Raw genomic sequence first — 19,983 nt, 5'->3', positions numbered from 1 at the left:
TCGAATGCCCGCTGCATCATCAGAACGTTTCTTTCCAGAACCGTTTCAAGCAGTCAGCCATGTTTTCGGCCAATCGCTGATTTCATATAGAAGAACATCCTATGCATTGATCATACTTGCATGCATATAAAATAAGGCGCTGTTTTATAGCGCATCCTACCTTTATCCATCAGCGCATCTCGCCGATGAAGGGTGACAAGCCTACTCTCAACGGCACGCCCTCTACAATGGCGTCGGCACGCAGTGATCGCGAAGACCATGCCTTTAACAAACGCAGCAGCACGCTCCGCTCTATCCCAACGACCGAAGCTGACGGGTTGAAAGATAGCGATGCATGTTGCGGTGACACAGCATATCACCCCTGACATTGAGCCTAAACCATGCACAAGGCGCTTGCGATCGAAAGCCATGGAAGAGAAAGGTCATCCACCCACAAGCAGAAAGCAGAAAGCAGAAAGCAGAAAGCAGAAAGCAGAAAGCAGAAAGCAGAAAGCAGAAAGCAGAAAGCAGAAAGCAGAAAGCAGAAAGCAGAAAGCAGAAAGCAGAAAGCAGAAAGCAGAAAGCAGAAAGGCTCTTATCTATCGTTCCGCGTGTAAAGTAAATAATATCGATGATTACACTGTTGAATTAATGGCGGAGTTTAATCATTCAAACAACTCAACATTATTCATTTTCCTAACACGAATAACTTATTTTTATCAATACAAACCGACCATTGCCACTCTTTATCGATAGTAAAGTAACATTATAAAAGTAATCCACCTTACCGCGAAAAAGTTGCATCCCTTATCATACCCTCACATTAAGGCAGGCAATAAATATCGTCGTATAGCTAATGCCACACAGGATCACTATATAAAATTATATAAATAAGTGGCGTAGCAGGTAGCAGGTAGCAGGTAGCAGGTAGCAGGTAGCAGGTAGCAGGTAGCAGGTAGCAGGTAGCAGGTAGCTAGGATAAAGCCCCTGCTTCTCTATGCATAACATAGATGCCCTACGTCAGGGCTATATCACAAGCCTTTTGCACTGCCCTTTCCAGGAATGGCAAAGAACCGCTCGCAATGTGGCGCACCATAAACGTGCCGACTAGGGCGTATTCAATGCTCCTGATGACAAGGCCTGCTGGCATTGCTGCTGCAGCGCAGTATCACTCTGATACATGATTCCATCAGGATGCGCAGAAGCCCCTTCGGAGCGCCCCGTCATGATGGCGGAACCAAGCGCCAGTGCAGCGACAGACTGCCTGTAGCGAGCTGTTCGTTCAGCACGCCGTTCATAAAGGCAACGCAGCAGACGCCCAGAATCTTTGGCGCTGTAGGAAACAGACGGCTCGTTGTTCAATAGCTGCTGCTGATAAGGCGTCAGCGCGGGTGAAGAACACGCCACCAGCCCGAGCAGCATAAGGCTGACCGTACAGCGAAGCATTATCGTGATCATAACGGCTCGTGAGGATGAAAGAGCAACAGATGGCCTAGCACGGTACCAGCGCCTTTTCACTCTGGCCGTCACACGATAACCCACTTGCGTTAACGATCGATCAATAACGCATCAAAAGCCAGCACACCCTTAATCAAGTCCAGCTTGCGTGCTCGAGACAGGCGCTTCACGGCATACTCCGCACGCAACGCCTGTCCTTTTTCACCTACCCGACAGCGGTAGCGCAGTTGCAACGGTGCCTTTCCCCGCAGCGCGCGCGCACCACGAGGAGCGCCGGCCGTGTGCTCCTTCAGCCGCCGCTCGACGTCGGTCGTTATCCCCGTATACAGCTGCCCATGAACCGTCTCGAGGATATACAGCCACCACACGCGCTCCGTCATATCGGGCTGCGATCAGGCCAGCGCGTCGCGGAAACGTGCGACAACGCTGTCGTAATCATGCGGATCAGCAGCGGCACGCGCACCGAACAGTGCTGAACCGGCCACAAAAAGCTCGGCGCCGGCATCGGCGATATCGCGGATGTTGGCGGGCTTGACCCCTCCATCAACCTCGATCTGAACGCGTTGAGCACGGTGGTCGTCTAGCCATGAACGCAACTGGCGCAGCTTGCCCAGCGTAGCCGGTATGAAGGACTGACCGCCGAAGCCAGGGTTGACGCTCATGATCAGCACACGATCCACGACATCAAGTACGTGTTCGAGGCAGTCAATACGAGTGGCAGGATTGAGTGCAAGCCCCGCTTCCGCACCGCCTTCACGAATCAGGCGCAGCGAACGATCAACGTGACGACTGGCCTCAGGATGGAAGGTGATGCTTACCGCTCCAGCATCCAAAAACTGTTCGATCAGCGCGTCCACAGGCTCGACCATCAAGTGCACGTCAATCGGTGCTTCCACACCGTGCTTTTCCAGATGGTCACGCAGGGCGGAACACACCATCGGGCCAACCGTAAGGTTGGGCACATAATGGTTGTCCATGACATCGAAATGGATGCGATCAGCACCACTGGCCAGCACGGCTTCTACTTCGGCACCGAGGCAGGCGAAGTCGGCCGACAGGATCGAGGCGGACAGCTGGAAATCACGTATGGCATTTGAAGAGGAAGTCATTGGCGGACTCTCTGCGCAGGTTCGAAAGGTCATCGTGCGATCACCCAGAAGCGATCGGCTCTACCATGCCACAGAAGTGACGCTGGCAACAGGTATTGCACACGCAAGCGGGGCCGACACTGAGTGCCGCCCCGCTTACGATAGGTATAGCCCTTAAACGTGCTTAGATCAGCTGACGACTGCGTTTGCGAGAACGCGAGAACAGATGAGGCATGATCAAACCAAACAGCACGCCACTGCCTGCGACAGCGCCACCATAGGCAAAGTAGCGCATCAGCACCTGTTGACGCTCACTGCCAAGCTGGGATTGAGTCGCTCTCAGATCAGCCTGAGCCTGCGTCAGCTGTTGGTTCAGCTTCTGCCGAGTGGCTTCTAGTTCGTCGATCTGTGTCTTGCGCGCGTCCAAGAGCTCCCGCATGCCCGTAGTGCGCTGCTGGAAATCGCGATCCGCATTGTCGATACGACCTTTCAGATCAGCGACCTGCTTTTGCAACTGAGGCACATACTCGGCCGGACCGGGCTGAGGCTGCAGATCGGTAGAGCGAATCCAGACGGCATCGCCCTTCTCACTGCGTACCTGCACATAATCACCTTGGGTCGTCAGCACCTGCAAAGCCTGACCGCTTCTTACCGTTCCAACAATACGATGGTTGTCAGTAGGACCACTGCGCACATAGGTCGCTAGGTGATCGCTGACCCAGCGCGTCTGATCGGCCAGTGCCGGTGTCGCTGACGCGCTCAAAAAACCGCACAACGCTAGGCCTTGTGCCCAGCGACGCGAACGAAGGTTGAACCCTTCCAGAAAATGAATCATATCTGCATTGTCCATGGCTGCAGTAACAATAAACACGCAAGTGAACAGGACAACACTTGCCATAACATAAACGCATGCTGATCACTTCATGCGTGAGCCATCCAGCGCCACGATGCGGCCTGCGTGCATCGCGGCAGGGTTGCCCGGCGATTCGGCCCTTCTTCGAAGGCCGTACAGGTTTTGCATGACAGGCAGACAAGAACGACAACACCCATCTGCAGGCTGACCATCACCGCGGCGAACCGTAAAATGGCTACTTTTCGATACCCTATAGTGTGCCGTGAATCGTCCCACGATAAAAAGGGATGAAACGGTCAAGAAAGAAGGTATTTATACTCTTTAGTACAAAAAATAATCAAAAACAGTGCATTACAGCAACATCAACACCTATTTTTGTTGCGATACGTGTCTCGCCGGCGCGTTCTCCTGCCCTGTGCACGAGACAATTACCGTGCCCACCATCAGCACCATAGCCTTGCCCTCACACCTCTTCAAACATGATCAAAGCGTATCGAAGCTATGCTCCAGACGGCCCATAACAGGCCACCTGCCAGCGACATACCACAACGACACGTTACACGCACACAACATGGTGCCTACTACGCCGCATCAAAAACTCACCTGCGCGTCATGGCGCTACGGCAGCGAGAAACAGCATGACACTATGACGATGACAAGCCGTCACACCTGGCTCTAGGTACAGTTCTTATCTAGTGACAATGCCGCACAAGCATTGTTTAATATGTAGGTGCCTGAGGGCACATCACTTTTAGAAAAATAGAGGGATAGATATGGCTTTTGACGCCTACATCAAAATCGACGGGATTCCTGGTGAAGCTCTGGACTCGAAACATAAAGACTGGATTGAAATCAAATCCTACAACTTCGGGGTAAGCCAAGAAGTATCTGAAACAGCGTCCAGCGCTGGTGGCGCTACTGCAGGCCGCTCTCACTTCAGCGACTTCCACGTCAGCAAAGCCGTAGACAAAGCATCGGCCAAGCTGTTCGAAACCTGTGCGAAAGGGACTCACATCCCCAAAGTCATCCTGCACGTTAACCGTGCCGGTGGTGATCAGGTCAAGTACCTCGAAATCACTCTGGAAGAAGTTCTGATCTCTTCCTTCACGCACAGTGCGAACACTGAAGGCGACCTGCCTATCGAAAACTTCACGCTGAACTACGCCAAAATCAAGACGGCATACACGCAGCAGAAACGTAGCGATGGTCAAGGCGGCGGTCAGATCGCTGGTGGCTGGGATCGTACAGCCAACAAAACGTACGCTTAATCGCCATTCAAGCCGTACACAAGAGGCTCCCTGCGGGGGGCCTTTTTGATGTCTGAAGTCCACTAAAATCCCTCTCTCCCCCCCCAGGCAACAGCACCTGCCGACAACGGCCACCGATCATCATCCCGCCCGCAGGCGACCGTCATCTGCACGTTCTATTGAGTCAGACTATACACTCAATCGTCCTGACGCGGCCCGCCCGGCGGCATCGGAAACGGCGCGACCTTGCCGGTCGAGCGTACGGCACGTGGCGTACCTTCCCGTTCGACTTCATCGATACGTAATACCATGTTCAGAGGGATGAAGCTGCGCTGCACGCCCTCGAACGAGTGACGTAACTTATCGGTCGTCGGGTCGATTACCACCTTCGAACGGTCGGCGAATACGAAATCTCCCACTTCAATGAATCCCCACAGGTCGCTCTGATAGAGCTCCCGCGCGTAGAGTTCCCATACTTCATTCTGCTGATGGAAAAGGATTCGATAAAGGGTCGTGGTTGCTGCCATTGGCCAAGTTGTCCCTATAAAAACATGCTGACAGCCTGATGCTGTCGTAAGAAAAGTAGTCTGCCTATGAAAGGCGCACCTTCCAGCGTTCCCAAGACATCGCTGTCGAATGCGTATGCCTAGCCAAGGTCGCAGAGTGGCACCGGGCGCCATTCTGTACGCGCTCTATCATACACGCCGGATACCGTTGGCGGGGAAACAAGATGCGGCGCTCTGCCCTTCTACCCATCCTGCCGCCGAAGCCACAGCGAAGCATGCCCAAAGCAGCTGACTCGCGCTGTGCTATCGCATCAGGTCTGCCACATAGCGTATACTTCAAGGCTTGCTTACACGCACGGTTGCCTATTACCTAGGGTGCATCGCGGTATCGTCTGCACGCGCGGCCCATGCTCGCGCCACTCACCGTGCTGGCTCACTGATCGGTAGGATGGATAGCCATGCATGCTCGCTGTCCGTCACCTTCCACTCCTGTACAGGCCTGAAACGTAACCCACTATGGCGAAGAAGCTTTTCATCAAGACCCACGGCTGCCAGATGAACGAGTACGACTCAGCCCGCATGGCTGACCTGCTCGGCGAGTCCCATCAGCTGGAGTTGACCCACGACGAAAACGAAGCGGATGTCATCCTGCTCAACACCTGCTCGATTCGCGAGAAGGCGCAGGAAAAGGTATTCCATCAGCTCGGCCGCTGGAAGAAGCTGAAAGCAGCGAAACCGGATTTGGTCATCGGGGTCGGGGGCTGCGTTGCCAGTCAGGAAGGCGAAAATATCCGCAAGCGAGCGCCGCACGTCGATATGGTCTTTGGCCCGCAGACACTGCACCGCGTGCCGGATATGCTCGAAGTGCGCGATGCATCGACCAACCGCATTTCGGTAGTGGACGTCACGTTCCCTGAAATCGAGAAGTTCGATCGACTGCCCGCGCCGAAGAGCGAAGGGGCCTCTGCATTCGTTTCCGTGATGGAAGGCTGTTCAAAGTACTGCAGCTTCTGCGTGGTGCCCTATACCCGCGGTGAAGAGATTTCCCGTCCGTTCGAAAGTGTGATGGATGAGGTCATCCATCTGGCCGAACAGGGTGTGCGTGAAATCAATCTGCTGGGGCAGAACGTCAATGCCTACCGCGGTACGGATGACAGTGGCGAAACTGTCGATCTAGCCGAACTGATCGCCTGTGTAGCGGCCGTCGACGGTATCGACCGTATCCGCTTTACGACCTCCCATCCGGTCGAATTCACCGATAGCCTGATCGAAGCCTTCGGTGAGATTCCGGAGCTGGTCAGCCATTTGCACCTGCCGGTGCAGTCGGGCTCGAACCGCATCCTGGCCGCCATGAAGCGTGGCCACGAACGCGACATGTACATCGACAAGATGGAGCGCATTCGTGCCCTGCGTCCTGACATCAGTTTCTCGTCCGACTTCATCGTTGGCTTCCCGGGTGAAACCGAAGAAGACTTCGAACAGACGATGGACCTGATCACACGCATCGGCTTCGATCATTCCTTCAGCTTTATCTATTCGAAGCGACCGGGCACGCCCGCAGCCGAACTGCCGGACGACACGCCAGAAGAGGTCAAGAAGGAACGCCTTGCACGCCTGCAAGCCACCATCAACCAACAGGCGCTGCAGATTTCACGCCGCATGGTGGGCAAGGTCGAGCGCATTCTAGTGACCGGCTTCTCCCCGCGCGATCCGGAAGAGCTATCGGGCCGTACGGAGAACAACCGTATCGTCAATTTCAAAGCAGATGATGCACTTTCCTTGATTGGGCATTTCGTCGATGTTGAAATTACCGAAGCTTACTCCAATTCTTTAAGGGGAGAGCTGGTGTCGTCCGAGCGCTACTAAGCCGACCTCACCGCTCCCCAGCGTCCGTCACTCAACGTGGGTGGCGGACAACTACAGGCGTCGCGATAGTCGTGCGCCTTTGCAACCATATTCAGGACGGTACTCTTGAGCCAGAACGCTGCCACTTCACGTCGCATCCTTCATGTCACGCTCGAACCCAATGACCCTATGCGCCTTGCTCGTCTTTCGGGACAGCAGGACGAACACCTCAAGCAGATCGAACAGCGCCTCGACGTAACGATCCGCAACCGCGGCAATGCGTTCCAGCTGGCAGGCGCCAATGCGCAGGTGCGCCTAGCCGCTCGTCTACTGGAACAGCTGTACCGCGAGACGGAAAGCGAAGACATCACCCCGGACATGGTGCACCTCTTCCTGCAGGAAACGGGTATGTCCGAAGCACCTGCCGAAGAGCAGCAAGACACAGTTGAAGATGGCGATGTCATCATCAGAACGCCCAAGCTGATGATCCGCCCCCGCGGTAGCAATCAGCAGCAATACATCCGCGAAGTGCGCAAGCACGACATCAACTTCGGGGTGGGACCTGCCGGTACCGGTAAGACCTATCTGGCCGTAGCGGCAGCGGTGGAAGCGCTCAACCAGCAGCAGGTACAGCGCATACTGCTGGTTCGCCCTGCGGTCGAAGCTGGCGAAAAGCTGGGCTTCCTTCCGGGTGACCTTGCACAGAAGATCGACCCTTATCTGCGCCCGCTCTACGATGCGCTGTACGACATGATCGGCTTTGAACAGGTCAACAAGCTGATTGAGCGCCAGACCATTGAAATCGCACCGCTGGCCTATATGCGTGGTCGTACGCTGAATAACTCGTTCATCATTCTCGATGAGAGCCAAAACACCACACGCGAGCAGATGAAGATGTTCCTGACCCGTATCGGGTTCGGCTCCACCGCCGTCGTGACCGGTGACGTGACGCAGGTCGACTTACCGCGCGGCACACGTTCCGGCTTGATCCACGTACTGGGTGTACTGGATAACGTGCCGGGCATCAGCATCACGCGCTTCCTGTCCAAGGACGTCGTACGCCACCCGTTGGTGCAGCGCATCATCGACGCTTACGATCGTCATGAAGAACAGGACGCCCGCGAGGAAGAAGAACAGCGTGAGCGTCGCCGTCAGGCACGCGAAGCAGCTCGAGTGGAAGCCATGGCCTCTCGCCATGATGACAGTGGAGACACGCACTGATGGCAGTGGTACCCGAAATCGACGTGCAATACGCAGTGGACTTTGATCAACAGCTGCTACCGTCGCAGGATGTACTCGAACGCTGGTTGATCCCGGCGTTCGAAGCGCATCCGGATGAAACACGCAACGAGATGACCGTACGCTTTGTCGAAGAAAGCGAAAGTCGCGAGCTAAACCACACCTATCGCGGCAAAGACGCTTCGACGAATGTGCTATCGTTCCCGTTCGAAGCGCCCCCGGGCATCGACATTCCACTGTTGGGCGATTTGGTGATCAGCCCTCACGTTGTGGCCAGAGAAGCCGAAGCGCAGGGCAAGACGCTAGCCGATCATTTCGCGCACATGACGCTGCACGGTTGCCTGCATCTTATGGGGTATGATCATATCGAAGAAGACGAAGCCGAAGAGATGGAAACGTTGGAACGTCGGTTGCTGGCGTCGCTAGGCATAGACGACCCTTACAAAGACGAGCGCTGATATCCTGCGATAGACAAGGGTATTTCCTCTCTTCCACTGCGTTGATTTGATGTTATTTTTGTGAACACTGATCCATGACCTGCCGCCCCTGCACTGGGTCGGCTAAGCTGGGACAGTGCGTTTTCCGCAACACCGCGGCGGTGCGCCCTTTATCCTGATCCGCGCCCGCTTTACGATCCGAGGACAAGAGATTCCGCCATGAGCGATGACCGATCGAGTAGTCAGAACGGTAGAAACTGGCTTGAAAAACTGCTCGGTGCTTTTTCAAACGACAACGATGAGCCACGCAACCGCGATGAGCTGCTGGCCTTCCTTCGCGAAACCGGCCCTCGCTTCAACCTCAATCCGGATGCCATGACCATCATTGAGGGGGCTTTCAACATCAGCGATCAGCAGGTGCGTGAAGCCATGATTCAGCGCTCCCAGATCGTGGCCCTGAAGATAGATCAGCGCCCGGATGAGCTGCTGCCCATCATTAAGGCCACGGCACACTCTCGCTACCCCGTGATCGACGATAGCCTTGATGAGGTTCAGGGCGTACTGCTGGTCAAGGACCTCCTGCCGCTGATCACCCGGTCGGAAGAAGAGCGCGCTCAGATCGATTTGCGCTCACTGATTCGTCCCGCAACGTTCGTGCCGGAATCCAAGCGTCTCAACAGCCTGCTGCGTGATTTTCGCGACACGCATAGCCACATGGCTATCGTGGTCGACGAGTACGGTGGCACCGCGGGTCTGATCACGATAGAAGACGTACTCGAGCAGATCGTGGGGGATATCGAGGATGAACACGATATCGAAGACGACGACGAAATACGCGACCTGGGCGACGGCACCTTTGCCGTGAAGGCGCAGCTGTCGATCGAGGATTTCAACGAACGCTTCGACACAGAATTCTCCGACGAAGAGTTCGACACGATCGGCGGGTTGGTCATGCAGCGTTTCGGTCACCTTCCCGAACGCAACGAGACGGCCATTCTCGACGACTGGACCTTTACGGTAATGAGTGCGGATAACCGCCGCATTCGCTGGCTGAAAGCTACACCGCCGGCTCCGCACGCGTAGGCCTCGTTCGTAACGGTCCGTCAGAAAGCCTCCTGCTGCCCGCCAGCAGGAGGCTTTTTACTGTTCACTGTGGTCTAAGCTGCACGATCTCGACTTTTATCCCGTTCACTTCTGGCAAGAGATACCCTCCATGCCCTTGTCCCTGCTTCGCCATCCCCGGGTGGCTGACCTCCTAACGCTGCTACTAGGCGGCGTGATGACCCTGACCTTCGCCCCTTTCAATGCCTGGTGGCTAGGACCATTCGCCCTCGCGTTGTACTGCGGGCTACTGAACACTCCTCGCTTTCGCGGTGCCTTTTGGCGCGGCTGGCTATTCGGCAGCGGCATGTTCGTCAGCGGTGCGTCATGGGTGTATGTCTCTATGCATACCTATGGCGGCATGCCAATGCCGATGGCGGCACTTGTGGCCGCCCTGTTTGGCGTCGGGCTGGGGCTGTTCAGCGCGCTGCATGGCCTGCTTTATCGCCGCCTGATCCCTCTTGGCGCAGGTCTGTATGCCGCCCTTAGCTTTGCCGGACTGTGGGTGCTGGTCAGCGAAGCATTTCGCGGTTGGGTACTGACAGGATTTCCGTGGCTACTGGTGGGTACCGCTCATGTGGATTCTCCCCTAGCAGGCTACGCCCCTCTTGGCGGCGTCTATCTGGTCAGCTTGGCGGTTGCACTGAGCGGGGCATTGCTCTATCACGGCAGCAAAGCGCGTGCTCAGCCCCTGCAGCGGCTAGGTGCCATCGCCGGACTGATCGCTGTATGGTGCCTTGGTGCACTGCTGCCGCGTCAGTGGGCACACCCCGCGGGCCAACCGCTCAACGTGGCGCTGGTGCAAGGGAATCTGGCTCAGGAAACCAAGTGGGAGCCCGAGGGCCAGTACCAAGCCGTCGCTCGCTATGCAGAACTGACTCAACACGCCACACAAGCCGACCTTGTGATCTGGCCAGAAACTGCGCTGCCGATGTGGAACACGGAAGCCCTGCCCGTCATGCAGCGCATCCAGCAGACGCTACCCGCACACACCGCGCTGATGTCCGGCATGCTGACCTACGACAACCGCCAGGTTTACAACAGCGTGGTAGCACTGGCCGAGCGCGATACACTCCATGAGCTCCAGCGCTACTACAAGCATCACCTCGTACCTTTCGGTGAATACATTCCGCTCTCGAATGTATTGGGGCCAATTCTCAATATCATGAGCATTCCGCCGTCCAATATTTCAGCGGGTGAAGACAGCCCGGCTCCCGTTACGCTGCATGGCGTGAAACTGGGCATCGCCATCTGCTATGAAATCATCTTCCCTGAGCTGGTGCGAGAGCGTGCCCAGGCGGCCGACATGCTGGTAACGGTCTCCAACGACACCTGGTTCGGGGCCTCGCTCGGCCCACTTCAGCACATGCAGATGGCCCAGATGCGTGCGCTTGAGAACAACCGCTATGTGCTGCGCGCCACCAACAATGGCCTGACCGGCGTCGTTGATGCGCAAGGCTACCTGATCGCCACGCTGCCGCAGTTCCAGCCGGGCGTACTGACAGCACAAGCACAACCGATGGTAGGGCTGACACCGTATACCCAGACGGGTAGCCGCCCCACCTTGCTGCTGGCAGCACTGATGAGCATTGCCGGAGCACTCGGCGTTCGCCGTCACCGGCACTGATCGTCTCACTACATTTCACGCCTTAACGAAAAGCCCTTCTTTTTCTTGCCAATGCAGAAAAGAGAGGGGCTTTTTAATACATTACCCATGCCTAGGTATCGCCATACCATTCGCCTTCTGTGCAATTCAGATGGAATGGTGCATCGCTGTGAACGGCTCCGAGATGAGCGGAACATCATCATCATTGCCCAGCATCGTCGCATAAAGTGAGCGCAACCCTCGCAACCTCTGTCACTACAGGCCCATTGTGCGGTATGCTAGAGGCATCATGGCGGCGCTATGTGGCAGGGGTATGTCGTTGACTGCGGGGTCGTATTTTCCGCGTCCCCACTGGCGCCTTCTTTCTTTACCGTCAACTGGCCGTAGCGGCGTGATCGTCGATTACGGTCTTCGTTTCCACGGCAAGGCATTCAGACCGAATCATGGATACACACTATTCACCGCGCGATATCGAACAGTCTGCTCAGCAGTACTGGGAATCTCATCAGAGCTTCAAGGCCGTCGAAGACGACCTGAAGGAAAAATACTACTGCCTGAGCATGTTCCCCTACCCTAGCGGCAAACTACACGTTGGCCACGTACGCAACTATACGCTAGGCGACGTCATTGCGCGCTTCCAGCGCATGCGCGGCAAGAATGTCCTGCAGCCCATGGGCTGGGATGCCTTCGGGATGCCCGCTGAAAACGCAGCGATCAAGAACGGTACCGCACCCGCCAAGTGGACCTACGAGAACATCGGCAACATGCGCGATCAGCTCAAGGCACTCGGTTTTGCGTACGACTGGAGCCGCGAGTTCGCAACTTGCGACAAGGGCTACTACCGCTGGGAGCAGTGGTTCTTCGCTCGTCTGGTCGAAAAGGGTCTCGTCTACAAGAAAAACTCGACGGTCAACTGGGACCCGGTCGATCAGACCGTTCTGGCCAACGAACAGGTCATCGACGGCCGCGGCTGGCGTTCCGGTGCTCGCGTAGAGCGTCGTGAAATTCCGCTATGGTTCCTGCGTATCACTGATTACGCCGAAGAGCTGTTGGCAGACCTTGATCAGCTGGACTGGCCGGAGCAGGTCAAGACCATGCAGCGCAACTGGATCGGCAAGTCCCGCGGTCTGGAAATCGAATTCGACGTTGCTGAAGTTCCTGAAGCCAACGCGCACCTCAAGGTCTTCACGACCCGCCCCGACACCTTCATGGGGGTCACCTATCTGGCGGTCGCCGCGGATCATCCGCTGGCCAAGCTGGCGTCCGAACTTGACCCCGACATCATGGCCTTCTGCCAGGAATGCCGTCGTGGCGGCACGTCCGAAGCCGATATCGCCACGATGGAAAAGAAAGGGATGGACACGGGCTACCGTGCCACTCATCCGCTGACGGGTGAGGCGCTGCCGATCTTTATCGCCAACTTCGTACTGATGGAATACGGCACCGGTGCCGTCATGGCCGTACCGGCTCACGATGCACGTGACTGGGAATTCGCGAAGAAATACGACCTTAAGATCAAGCCGGTCATCGCGGATCTAGACGGCAACGAACCTGACGTTTCCGAAGGGGCCTATACCGAGCACGGTCAGCTGATCAACTCAGGCGAATTCGATGACCTGCTGTTCGACGATGCCTTCGATGCCATCGCCAAACGTCTCGAGAAGGAAGGTTGCGGCGAAATTCGTGTCAACTTCCGTCTGCGCGACTGGGGCGTCGCACGCCAGCGCTACTGGGGCACACCGATTCCGATCAAGTATGGTCCGGAAGGCGAAACCAAGCCGCTGACCGACGATGAGCTGCCCGTAGAGCTGCCGCTCGAAGTCGAAATCGACGCCAGTGGTTCACCGCTGAAAAAAATGGTCACCTTCTACTCGCTGGGTGACGGCTGGACTCGCGAAACCGACACCTTCGATACCTTCATGGAATCCTCTTGGTACTACGCACGCTTCTGCTGTGCCGACAACCAAGAAGCGATGCTGGACGAGCGCGCCAACTACTGGCTGCCGGTCGACCTGTACATCGGCGGTATTGAGCACGCGATTCTCCACCTGCTCTACGCTCGCTTCTTCCACAAGCTGATGCGCGATTTCGGCATGGTGAACTGCGACGAACCGTTCAAGCGCCTGCTCACACAGGGCATGGTTGTTGCCGACACTTACTTCCGCGAGGAAGCTGACGGCAGCAAGACCTGGTACAACCCGCTTGAAGTCGACGTGGAAAACGATGACAAGGGCCGTGCCCTCAGCGCTACGCTGAAAGCCGACGGTCAGCCGGTCACCATCGGTGGCACCGAGAAGATGTCGAAGTCGAAGAACAACGGTGTCGACCCGCAGTCGCTGATCGACCGCTTTGGCGCAGATACCGTACGTCTGTTCATGATGTTCGCAGCACCGCCCGAACAGTCGCTGGAATGGTCCGATGCCGGTGTCGAAGGCGCGCACCGCTTCATCAAGCGCCTGTGGAAGATGACCGCTGACCATCTGGCAGCCTGCGAAGGCCATGCCATTGAAGCGCTCGACGTTGATGCGCTGAACGATGAACAGCGCGAACTGCGCCGTAAGACGCACGAGACCATCCAGAAAACTACGGATGATATCGGTCGCCGCACCACGTTCAACACGGCGATTGCTGCTGTTATGGAGCTGGTCAATGCCATCACCCGCTTCGACGATACCAGTGCTCAAGGGCTGGCCGTAGCGCGCGAAGCCGTGGAAGCGACTATCCTGCTGCTGTCACCGATCGCGCCGCACATCGCTCATGCCCTGTGGCTCGAGCTGGGCCATAGCACGCCGGTCATCGACGCCACATGGCCGGAAGCCGATGAAGCGGCCATGGCGCGCGACATCATCACTGTCGTCGTCCAGATCAACGGCAAACGTCGTGCACAGATGGAACTGTCCGCCGACGCTGACGAAGATACGCTGGAACGCGAAGCCCTTGCTAACGAGAACGTACAGCGTCACCTCGAAGGCAAGGCCATCCGTAAAGTGATCGTCGTCAAAGGCAAGCTGGTCAACATCGTCGCGTCCTAAGCACGATGACCGACCATTGATCGGCAATGACGCCCGGCTTCTCGCGTGAGAGGCCGGGCACGATTTTCAAGGAGTGAAGCGTGAATACCCGATCTTCGTTTTTCGGCACAGCCACTCGACGCCTTGCGCTGGGCCTGAGCGCCCTCACACTGGGCGGCACCCTGATGCTGGCAGGCTGCGGTTTCCAACTGCGCGGTCTCTCCAGTTCAACACGTCTGCAGATTCAGCAGATTGATCTTGCGATCACCAATGACACCCCGCAGAACAGACTGGCCCGCGATCTCCGCGAGCGCCTGCTAAGCGCGGGAGTGCGTGAAAGCAGCGCAGCATCCTACCGTCTGAACGTTGCGGAAACGCGTATCAGCGAATCCAGCGTCGGTTATAGCGGCAGCAGCGATCAGGAACGTGAAGTAACCCTGACCGTGCCCTACACCCTGCAGCGCGTAAGCGATGGCGCTTACATCACCGGCCAGGAACGCATCACAACGCGTGGTTCGTACCAAACCAGCGACCGCCAGCTACTGCAGCGTGACGATCAGCGTGCCCACGTCGAAATCACCATCACCGATGAAGCCGCTGCACAGCTTGTCGAACGTCTGCGCACACTCAACGATACCGGCGCGACAGGCAAGTAAGACGTTCCCGTATTTATTCTCTGCCGAGACGATTAGGCCCTCATGGCTATCACCAAGGTCTACCCCGACAGGCTCGATGATCATATTCAGCAGGCGGGTCTGTCCCCCGTCTATATCGTAGCAGGCGAAGAACCCCTGCTGCATATGGAAGCCTGCGATACCGTACGCCGCCATGTGCGCGACAAAGGCATCGAAGAGCGCGATATTCTGCAGGTCGAAAATGGCTTTGCTTGGCAGCAGCTCACAGAAAGCGCCAGCAGCATGTCGCTGTTTGGCGATCAGAAGCTGATTGAGCTGCGCATGGGCACACAGTCGCCCGGACAGGAAGGTGGCAAAGCACTGGCCGCCTATGCTGCAGGTGCCCGCGATAGCGGCAACATCCTGCTGCTGAGCGCAGGTCGGCTTGATTACCGCACACAGCAAAGCCAATGGTTCAAGGCACTGGCAGAGTGCGGCGTCTTCGTTGCCATCTGGCCAATCGAGTTCAAACGATTGGGCTGGTGGATCAAACAGCGCGCCGGCCGTTACGGCCTTGAGCTTGATCAGGACGCGTCATCACTCATGGCTGTACGCTATGAGGGCAACCTGCTGGCTGCCGACCAAGCGCTGGCCCGCATGCAGCTGTTGATGACACCCGGCATCCGCATCACCGCCGATGCGCTGATGCAGTATATCGAGGAAGGCGCCCGCTACGATGTATTCACGCTGAGCGATGCTTGGCTGGGTGGCGATCGCCCCCGCAGCCTGCGCATTCTGCAAGGCCTAAAAGGCGAAGGTATTGAACCGCCCATCATCCTGTGGGCCATTACCCGCGAACTGCGTACGCTGCTGTCGCTTCACCAGCACGTCGAGCAGGGACAGTCTTTGGATCAGGCCTGCAAGGCCCAGCGTCCAAGCATTCCCGAGCGGCGACGCCCGCTCTACCAGCAGGCACTGAGTCGTCTGCCTCGCGCTCGGCTACACAAGCTGCTGCTTTTCGCGCAGCGCCTTGATCTCACCATCAAGGGCGGAGGCACGCTGCCCATCTGGCAGGGGCTCGACGACGTGATCCTGACGCTGGCGGGTGGCCGGGGCCCACTGACCGAGTGGCCTGCAGCCTATCGCGTTCGAGCTTGATCTCACTGTTGAGTAAGCATGCGTTCAGTTTATTTCACCTCATATGCGTTCATGTATTGACAAATAGCGGGTGACATGAACAACGCATTGCCTTTAACATGAGAGAATAGAGAAGCATTTTCCGATTCGGGAAATGCACGGAAAATCCACAATGGTTCTCCCCTCATGTATGAAAATCTAGGACTCCGACTTGGTCGGGTACCTCGTGAATGGCGCGCAATACTGGATCATCGTCTGGCACCGCTAGGCCTGACCCAGACACGCTGGGTAACGCTGTACAATCTATGGCAGGCGGGTAACGGCCTGTCACAGTGCGAGCTTGCGCGCCTCATTGGCGTTGAAGCCCCGTCACTGGTCCGCACACTCGACCAGCTCGTGGAACAGGGTCTGGTGGAACGCCGGCAGTGTGGTGAAGACCGCCGAGCCAAACGTATCTATCTGACGGCCAAGGCGGGTCCCTTGCTCGAACAGATCGTCGATCTGGTGACGGAAACCCGTCAAGAAATGCTCAAAGGATTGACACCGGAAGAGTTAGAGACCCTTATTGCTATCCTGAGCAAGATCGAGCGCAATACGCAGGCGATCCTAGAACAGCAACACGACAGAGGCTGTTGCCCGCAGGACAGCTAAATCTGGCGAAATGGATGGCGGTTGCGCATAATGCCATTACTGTGAGTGTGCTGTTGCCGCTCACTTACTGCACAGGAGTTCACCATGAGTCATGAATATCGCCATGTCTTGGTCGCCGTTGACCTGACACCAGATTCTCGTCGAGTACTCAAGCGTGCACTTCCGATCGCCGAGCGCAACGAACACGCCCGCATATCGGTCATCCACGCCCTCGAACCACTTGGTTTTGCCTACAGCGGTGATATGCCCGTTGATACGCACGAACTGCAGGGACAGCTGGATCAGCATGCGCGCACACAGCTGGCAGCGCTGGCCGATCCGCTTGGCATTCCACGCGAAAACCAGCATATCGTCGTTGGCGTCGCTAACAACGAGATCCATCGTTTTGCGCAGGAAGAAAACGTTGACCTGATCGTCGTTGGCTCACACGGCCGCACCGGCCTGTCGCTGCTGTTTGGCTCCACGTCCTCTGGCGTACTGAAAGGTGCTAAATGCGACGTACTGGCTATTCGCGTTGGCCCGGATGTCGACGATGACAACGACGACAATGATGACCAAGGGTCAGTCGATGAAGTGGTCAAAGAAGCCAAGACAGATGAAGGCAAAGTAGCCGCCCTCACCTCTGTTGAAGTTGATGCCTGATCACGGTACAGCGCTTCTGCGATGACCTTAAAAGCCCCCGCTTCGGGGGCTTTTTGCTATCTAGGCTTTTTTCAGCTCTACGCCTTGCCCCCTTCCTAAACGTACCTTCCAGCAGACATGGCCGCGCACGTTATTGCATGGCACAGGCGCTTCGATAACGCCCGCATTCATAAAACGAAGTTTAATGAGCAGAAACTTCAAGCCTTGCTGGTTATGCATACCTGACAAAACGATGTGGCCCCATAGGTGGCGATGAAGCCATAGTGGCATAGATGAGCAGGCAGCAGGCAGCAGGCAGCAGGCAGCAGGCAGCAGGCAGCAGGCAGCAGGCAGCAGGCAGCACAATTTTCTAGGTCAACATCGGAAGGTCAATACTTAAAAGAAGAATTATCGGGATTCAGCGAAAATATGATCGGTTGCCGACAACAGCGGGAAATACGCTCGCTCGGGATCGCGGGGCAATGCGCGTGTTTCCACCGCAAGCAAAACGGTGGAAACACGCAAAGTGCGGAAATAACGTCAGGTGTCAGCCTTCATCCTGCATGGCTTCGAGTTCAACCCAGCGTTCCATGGTCGCGTCCAGTGCCTGCTGCTGTTCGGTCAGCGCATTCAGAGTTTCCTGAATCGTACCGCTGTCCTGTTCATAGAAGCTTGGCTGACTGATCTTCGCTTCTAGCTCGGCAATGGCCGTTTCCAACTCATCCATCTTTTCAGGCAGCTGCTCAAGCTCGCGCTGCAACTTGTAGGACAGCTTACGGCGTGGCTTAGGTGCTGACGCAACGGCTTCCGCCTTAGGCTTGTCAGCAACGGGCGCTTTCTTATCCTGCGCAGGGGCATTGGTATCGTGCTGATGCGCCAGCGGAGGCAGCTTGCCCCCTTGACGGATCCAGTCGCTGTATCCCCCCACGTAGTCCACGACTCGCCCTTCCCCTTCGAACGCGAGCACGCTGGTCACAACGTTATCGACGAAGGAACGGTCATGGCTGACCAGCAGCAGCGTGCCATCGAACTCCAGCAGCAACTCTTCGAGCAGTTCCAACGTTTCCATGTCAAGGTCGTTGGTCGGTTCGTCGAGTACCAGCACGTTGGCAGGCTGCGTGAACAGCTTGGCCAGCATCAGGCGATTGGCTTCACCACCGGACAGCGCTTTTACAGGCTGGCGGGCACGGTCAGGCGCGAACAGGAAATCCTGCAGGTAGCTCATAACGTGGCGTGTACGGCCACCTACGGTAATGTGGTCTCGCCCCTGTGCTACGTTCTCAAACACGGTAGCATTCATATCCAGCCCGGCGCGCAACTGATCGAAATAGGCAACCTGCAGCTTGGTGCCGACATTGACGCTGCCTTCGCTGGGCTGCAGCTGCCCTAACAGGATCTTGAGCAGCGTGGTCTTGCCCGCGCCATTGCGTCCGATCAAACCGATGCGATCGCCTCGCTGCACTTCGAAACTGAAATCACGAATAACGTAATCGTCGCGACCTTCGAAGCGCTGCGATACATGGGACACCTCGACAACACGCTTGCCGCTGCGCTCCCCCGTATCGACGCTCAGATTGACCGTACCTTGGCGCTCACGGCGGTCCGAGCGCTCGCGGCGCATCGCTTCTAGCGCACGCACACGGCCTTCGTTGCGGGTACGACGAGCTTTGATACCTTGACGAATCCACACCTCTTCCTGCGCCAGCCGTTTGTCGAACAGCTCATTTTCTCGTGCTTCAACGTCCAGCTCATGTTCCTTGCGGCGCTGATATTCGTCGTAGCTGCCGGGATAGCGGCCCAGCTTGCCACGGTCCAGTTCGAGAATGCCGGTCGCGACATGATTAAGGAAAGTACGGTCGTGGGTAACGAGCAACACGGCGCCCGCAAACTGCTGCAGCTGTTCTTCAAGCCACAGGATAGTATCCAGATCCAAATGGTTGGTAGGCTCATCGAGCAGCAGCACGTCAGGGGACGCCACCAGTGCACGCGCCAGCGCTACGCGACGACGCCAGCCGCCGGAGAGGCCTTCCATCAGGATATGCTCGGGCAGCCCCATTCGTTCCAGCATATTGCGAATGCGCTGGTGGTAGGTCCAACCATCCACCGCTTCGATCTGGGACTGCAACCGCTCCAGCTTTTTCATGTCCGGATCAGGCGATGCCACTAGGTGGTCATATTCGCTCAGCAGACGCCCCAGCTCCGGCAGCCCTTCGGCCACCACTTCGAACAGGGTACGGCCTTCGGCCGGTGGCAACTGCTGCGAAAGCGAGCCTATCTTGAGCCCCGGCGCGTACCACAGCGTGCCATGGTCAGGCTGCTGACGCCCCTCGATCAGTGACATCAGCGTCGACTTACCCGCGCCGTTGCGGCCGACCAGCGCTAGGCGCTCGCCTTTTTCCAACTCAAGCTCGGCTCCGTCAAGAATGACATGAGGGCCAAACGCCAGCTGTAGATCATCCAAACGTAATAAAGTCATAACACTGATATCACTTCACAGTCAGAAAACGGGGAGGTTCGGTGCACCTTGAAAACCTCACGATGGCATCATGATATCGCATATTCACGGCACACCCTATTCATCAAAAACAAC

The 19,983-nt window shown here is 56.7% G+C and carries 18 protein-coding genes; 12 read left to right on the top strand and 6 right to left on the bottom strand.

What is annotated here, in order from left to right; genetic code table 11:
* Positions 1–330: 330 nt before the first annotated feature.
* On the top strand, positions 331–735 hold the full coding sequence (locus ACMHYW_RS06035) for a hypothetical protein (protein WP_414501322.1): 405 nt from the start codon (positions 331–333) through the stop codon (positions 733–735).
* 351 nt (positions 736–1,086) lie between these two features.
* On the opposite strand, the gene ACMHYW_RS06030 is transcribed toward ACMHYW_RS06035, so the two are convergent.
* The 4 genes from ACMHYW_RS06030 to ACMHYW_RS06015 form a co-directional block, all read right to left on the bottom strand.
* On the bottom strand, positions 1,087–1,437 hold the full coding sequence (locus ACMHYW_RS06030; protein ID WP_414501321.1) for a hypothetical protein: 351 nt from the start codon (positions 1,435–1,437) through the stop codon (positions 1,087–1,089).
* Positions 1,438–1,526: 89 nt separating this feature from the next.
* Positions 1,527–1,817 carry a GIY-YIG nuclease family protein gene (locus ACMHYW_RS06025; RefSeq protein ID WP_414501320.1) on the bottom strand — a complete coding sequence of 97 codons (291 nt, stop codon included), beginning with the start codon at positions 1,815–1,817 and terminating at the stop codon, positions 1,527–1,529.
* Between the two features lie 12 nt (positions 1,818–1,829).
* On the bottom strand, positions 1,830–2,546 hold the full coding sequence (rpe, locus tag ACMHYW_RS06020; RefSeq protein WP_414501319.1) for a ribulose-phosphate 3-epimerase: 717 nt from the start codon (positions 2,544–2,546) through the stop codon (positions 1,830–1,832).
* 163 nt (positions 2,547–2,709) lie between these two features.
* The gene (locus ACMHYW_RS06015; RefSeq protein WP_414501318.1) at positions 2,710–3,360 is read right to left on the bottom strand and encodes a TIGR04211 family SH3 domain-containing protein; all 651 of its coding nucleotides are present in this window, start codon (positions 3,358–3,360) and stop codon (positions 2,710–2,712) included.
* Between the two features lie 791 nt (positions 3,361–4,151).
* Between ACMHYW_RS06015 and ACMHYW_RS06010 the strand changes: the two genes are divergently transcribed.
* The gene (locus ACMHYW_RS06010) at positions 4,152–4,646 is read left to right on the top strand and encodes an Hcp family type VI secretion system effector (protein WP_027705656.1); all 495 of its coding nucleotides are present in this window, start codon (positions 4,152–4,154) and stop codon (positions 4,644–4,646) included.
* 176 nt (positions 4,647–4,822) lie between these two features.
* Here the strand turns inward: ACMHYW_RS06010 and ACMHYW_RS06005 are convergent, their stop codons facing one another.
* Entirely contained in the window at positions 4,823–5,152 is a 330-nt protein-coding gene (locus tag ACMHYW_RS06005; protein WP_414501317.1) for a DUF1820 family protein, read from the bottom strand.
* A gap of 495 nt (positions 5,153–5,647) precedes the next feature.
* Between ACMHYW_RS06005 and miaB the strand changes: the two genes are divergently transcribed.
* From miaB to ACMHYW_RS05955, 10 genes are all read left to right on the top strand, one after another.
* On the top strand, positions 5,648–6,997 hold the full coding sequence (miaB, locus tag ACMHYW_RS06000) for a tRNA (N6-isopentenyl adenosine(37)-C2)-methylthiotransferase MiaB (RefSeq protein ID WP_414501316.1): 1,350 nt from the start codon (positions 5,648–5,650) through the stop codon (positions 6,995–6,997).
* 105 nt (positions 6,998–7,102) lie between these two features.
* Entirely contained in the window at positions 7,103–8,197 is a 1,095-nt protein-coding gene (locus ACMHYW_RS05995; protein ID WP_414501315.1) for a PhoH family protein, read from the top strand.
* On the top strand, positions 8,197–8,673 hold the full coding sequence (gene ybeY, locus ACMHYW_RS05990) for an rRNA maturation RNase YbeY (RefSeq protein WP_414501314.1): 477 nt from the start codon (positions 8,197–8,199) through the stop codon (positions 8,671–8,673). Before ACMHYW_RS05995 ends, ybeY begins: the two co-directional genes overlap by 1 nt.
* 198 nt (positions 8,674–8,871) lie before the next feature.
* A complete protein-coding gene (locus tag ACMHYW_RS05985) occupies positions 8,872–9,735 on the top strand; it encodes an HlyC/CorC family transporter (protein ID WP_414501313.1) in 864 nt (287 codons plus the stop codon).
* A 130-nt stretch (positions 9,736–9,865) separates the two neighbouring features.
* Positions 9,866–11,380: an apolipoprotein N-acyltransferase gene (gene lnt, locus ACMHYW_RS05980; protein WP_414501312.1), complete on the top strand. Its 1,515-nt coding sequence runs from the start codon at positions 9,866–9,868 to the stop codon at positions 11,378–11,380.
* Between the two features lie 422 nt (positions 11,381–11,802).
* A complete protein-coding gene (leuS, locus tag ACMHYW_RS05975; protein WP_414501311.1) occupies positions 11,803–14,391 on the top strand; it encodes a leucine--tRNA ligase in 2,589 nt (862 codons plus the stop codon).
* Between the two features lie 80 nt (positions 14,392–14,471).
* Positions 14,472–15,026, top strand: a complete 555-nt coding sequence (locus ACMHYW_RS05970; RefSeq protein ID WP_051523989.1) for a hypothetical protein — start codon at positions 14,472–14,474, stop codon at positions 15,024–15,026.
* 42 nt (positions 15,027–15,068) lie between these two features.
* A complete protein-coding gene (holA, locus tag ACMHYW_RS05965; protein WP_414501310.1) occupies positions 15,069–16,142 on the top strand; it encodes a DNA polymerase III subunit delta in 1,074 nt (357 codons plus the stop codon).
* Positions 16,143–16,307: 165 nt separating this feature from the next.
* A complete protein-coding gene (gene slyA / locus ACMHYW_RS05960) occupies positions 16,308–16,772 on the top strand; it encodes a transcriptional regulator SlyA (protein ID WP_027705647.1) in 465 nt (154 codons plus the stop codon).
* A gap of 84 nt (positions 16,773–16,856) precedes the next feature.
* Entirely contained in the window at positions 16,857–17,414 is a 558-nt protein-coding gene (locus tag ACMHYW_RS05955) for a universal stress protein (RefSeq protein ID WP_414501309.1), read from the top strand.
* A gap of 526 nt (positions 17,415–17,940) precedes the next feature.
* Here ACMHYW_RS05955 and ACMHYW_RS05950 read toward each other — a convergent pair.
* Positions 17,941–19,869 (bottom strand): ATP-binding cassette domain-containing protein, encoded by a 1,929-nt coding sequence (locus ACMHYW_RS05950; protein WP_414501308.1) that lies wholly within the window; start codon positions 19,867–19,869, stop codon positions 17,941–17,943.
* Positions 19,870–19,983: the final 114 nt, after the last annotated feature.

This window comes from Zymobacter sp. IVIA_12111.31 C1 (assembly GCF_047495495.1).
Classification (GTDB): Bacteria; Pseudomonadota; Gammaproteobacteria; order Pseudomonadales; family Halomonadaceae; genus Zymobacter.
Note: the sequence above shows the minus strand (reverse complement) of the source record. Positions and strands in the feature narration are given on the sequence as shown.

What these genes read in the sequence shown, in the direction of transcription:
- ACMHYW_RS06035 (WP_414501322.1), top strand. Translation starts at nt 331, where the DNA reads ATGCATGTTGCGGTGACACAGCATATCACCCCTGACATTGAGCCTAAA.
- ACMHYW_RS06030 (WP_414501321.1), bottom strand. Translation starts at nt 1,437, where the DNA reads ATGATCACGATAATGCTTCGCTGTACGGTCAGCCTTATGCTGCTCGGG.
- ACMHYW_RS06025 (WP_414501320.1), bottom strand. Translation starts at nt 1,817, where the DNA reads ATGACGGAGCGCGTGTGGTGGCTGTATATCCTCGAGACGGTTCATGGG.
- rpe (WP_414501319.1), bottom strand. Translation starts at nt 2,546, where the DNA reads ATGACTTCCTCTTCAAATGCCATACGTGATTTCCAGCTGTCCGCCTCG.
- ACMHYW_RS06015 (WP_414501318.1), bottom strand. Translation starts at nt 3,360, where the DNA reads ATGATTCATTTTCTGGAAGGGTTCAACCTTCGTTCGCGTCGCTGGGCA.
- ACMHYW_RS06010 (WP_027705656.1), top strand. Translation starts at nt 4,152, where the DNA reads ATGGCTTTTGACGCCTACATCAAAATCGACGGGATTCCTGGTGAAGCT.
- ACMHYW_RS06005 (WP_414501317.1), bottom strand. Translation starts at nt 5,152, where the DNA reads ATGGCAGCAACCACGACCCTTTATCGAATCCTTTTCCATCAGCAGAAT.
- miaB (WP_414501316.1), top strand. Translation starts at nt 5,648, where the DNA reads ATGGCGAAGAAGCTTTTCATCAAGACCCACGGCTGCCAGATGAACGAG.
- ybeY (WP_414501314.1), top strand. Translation starts at nt 8,197, where the DNA reads ATGGCAGTGGTACCCGAAATCGACGTGCAATACGCAGTGGACTTTGAT.
- ACMHYW_RS05985 (WP_414501313.1), top strand. Translation starts at nt 8,872, where the DNA reads ATGAGCGATGACCGATCGAGTAGTCAGAACGGTAGAAACTGGCTTGAA.
- lnt (WP_414501312.1), top strand. Translation starts at nt 9,866, where the DNA reads ATGCCCTTGTCCCTGCTTCGCCATCCCCGGGTGGCTGACCTCCTAACG.
- leuS (WP_414501311.1), top strand. Translation starts at nt 11,803, where the DNA reads ATGGATACACACTATTCACCGCGCGATATCGAACAGTCTGCTCAGCAG.
- holA (WP_414501310.1), top strand. Translation starts at nt 15,069, where the DNA reads ATGGCTATCACCAAGGTCTACCCCGACAGGCTCGATGATCATATTCAG.
- slyA (WP_027705647.1), top strand. Translation starts at nt 16,308, where the DNA reads ATGTATGAAAATCTAGGACTCCGACTTGGTCGGGTACCTCGTGAATGG.
- ACMHYW_RS05955 (WP_414501309.1), top strand. Translation starts at nt 16,857, where the DNA reads ATGAGTCATGAATATCGCCATGTCTTGGTCGCCGTTGACCTGACACCA.
- ACMHYW_RS05950 (WP_414501308.1), bottom strand. Translation starts at nt 19,869, where the DNA reads ATGACTTTATTACGTTTGGATGATCTACAGCTGGCGTTTGGCCCTCAT.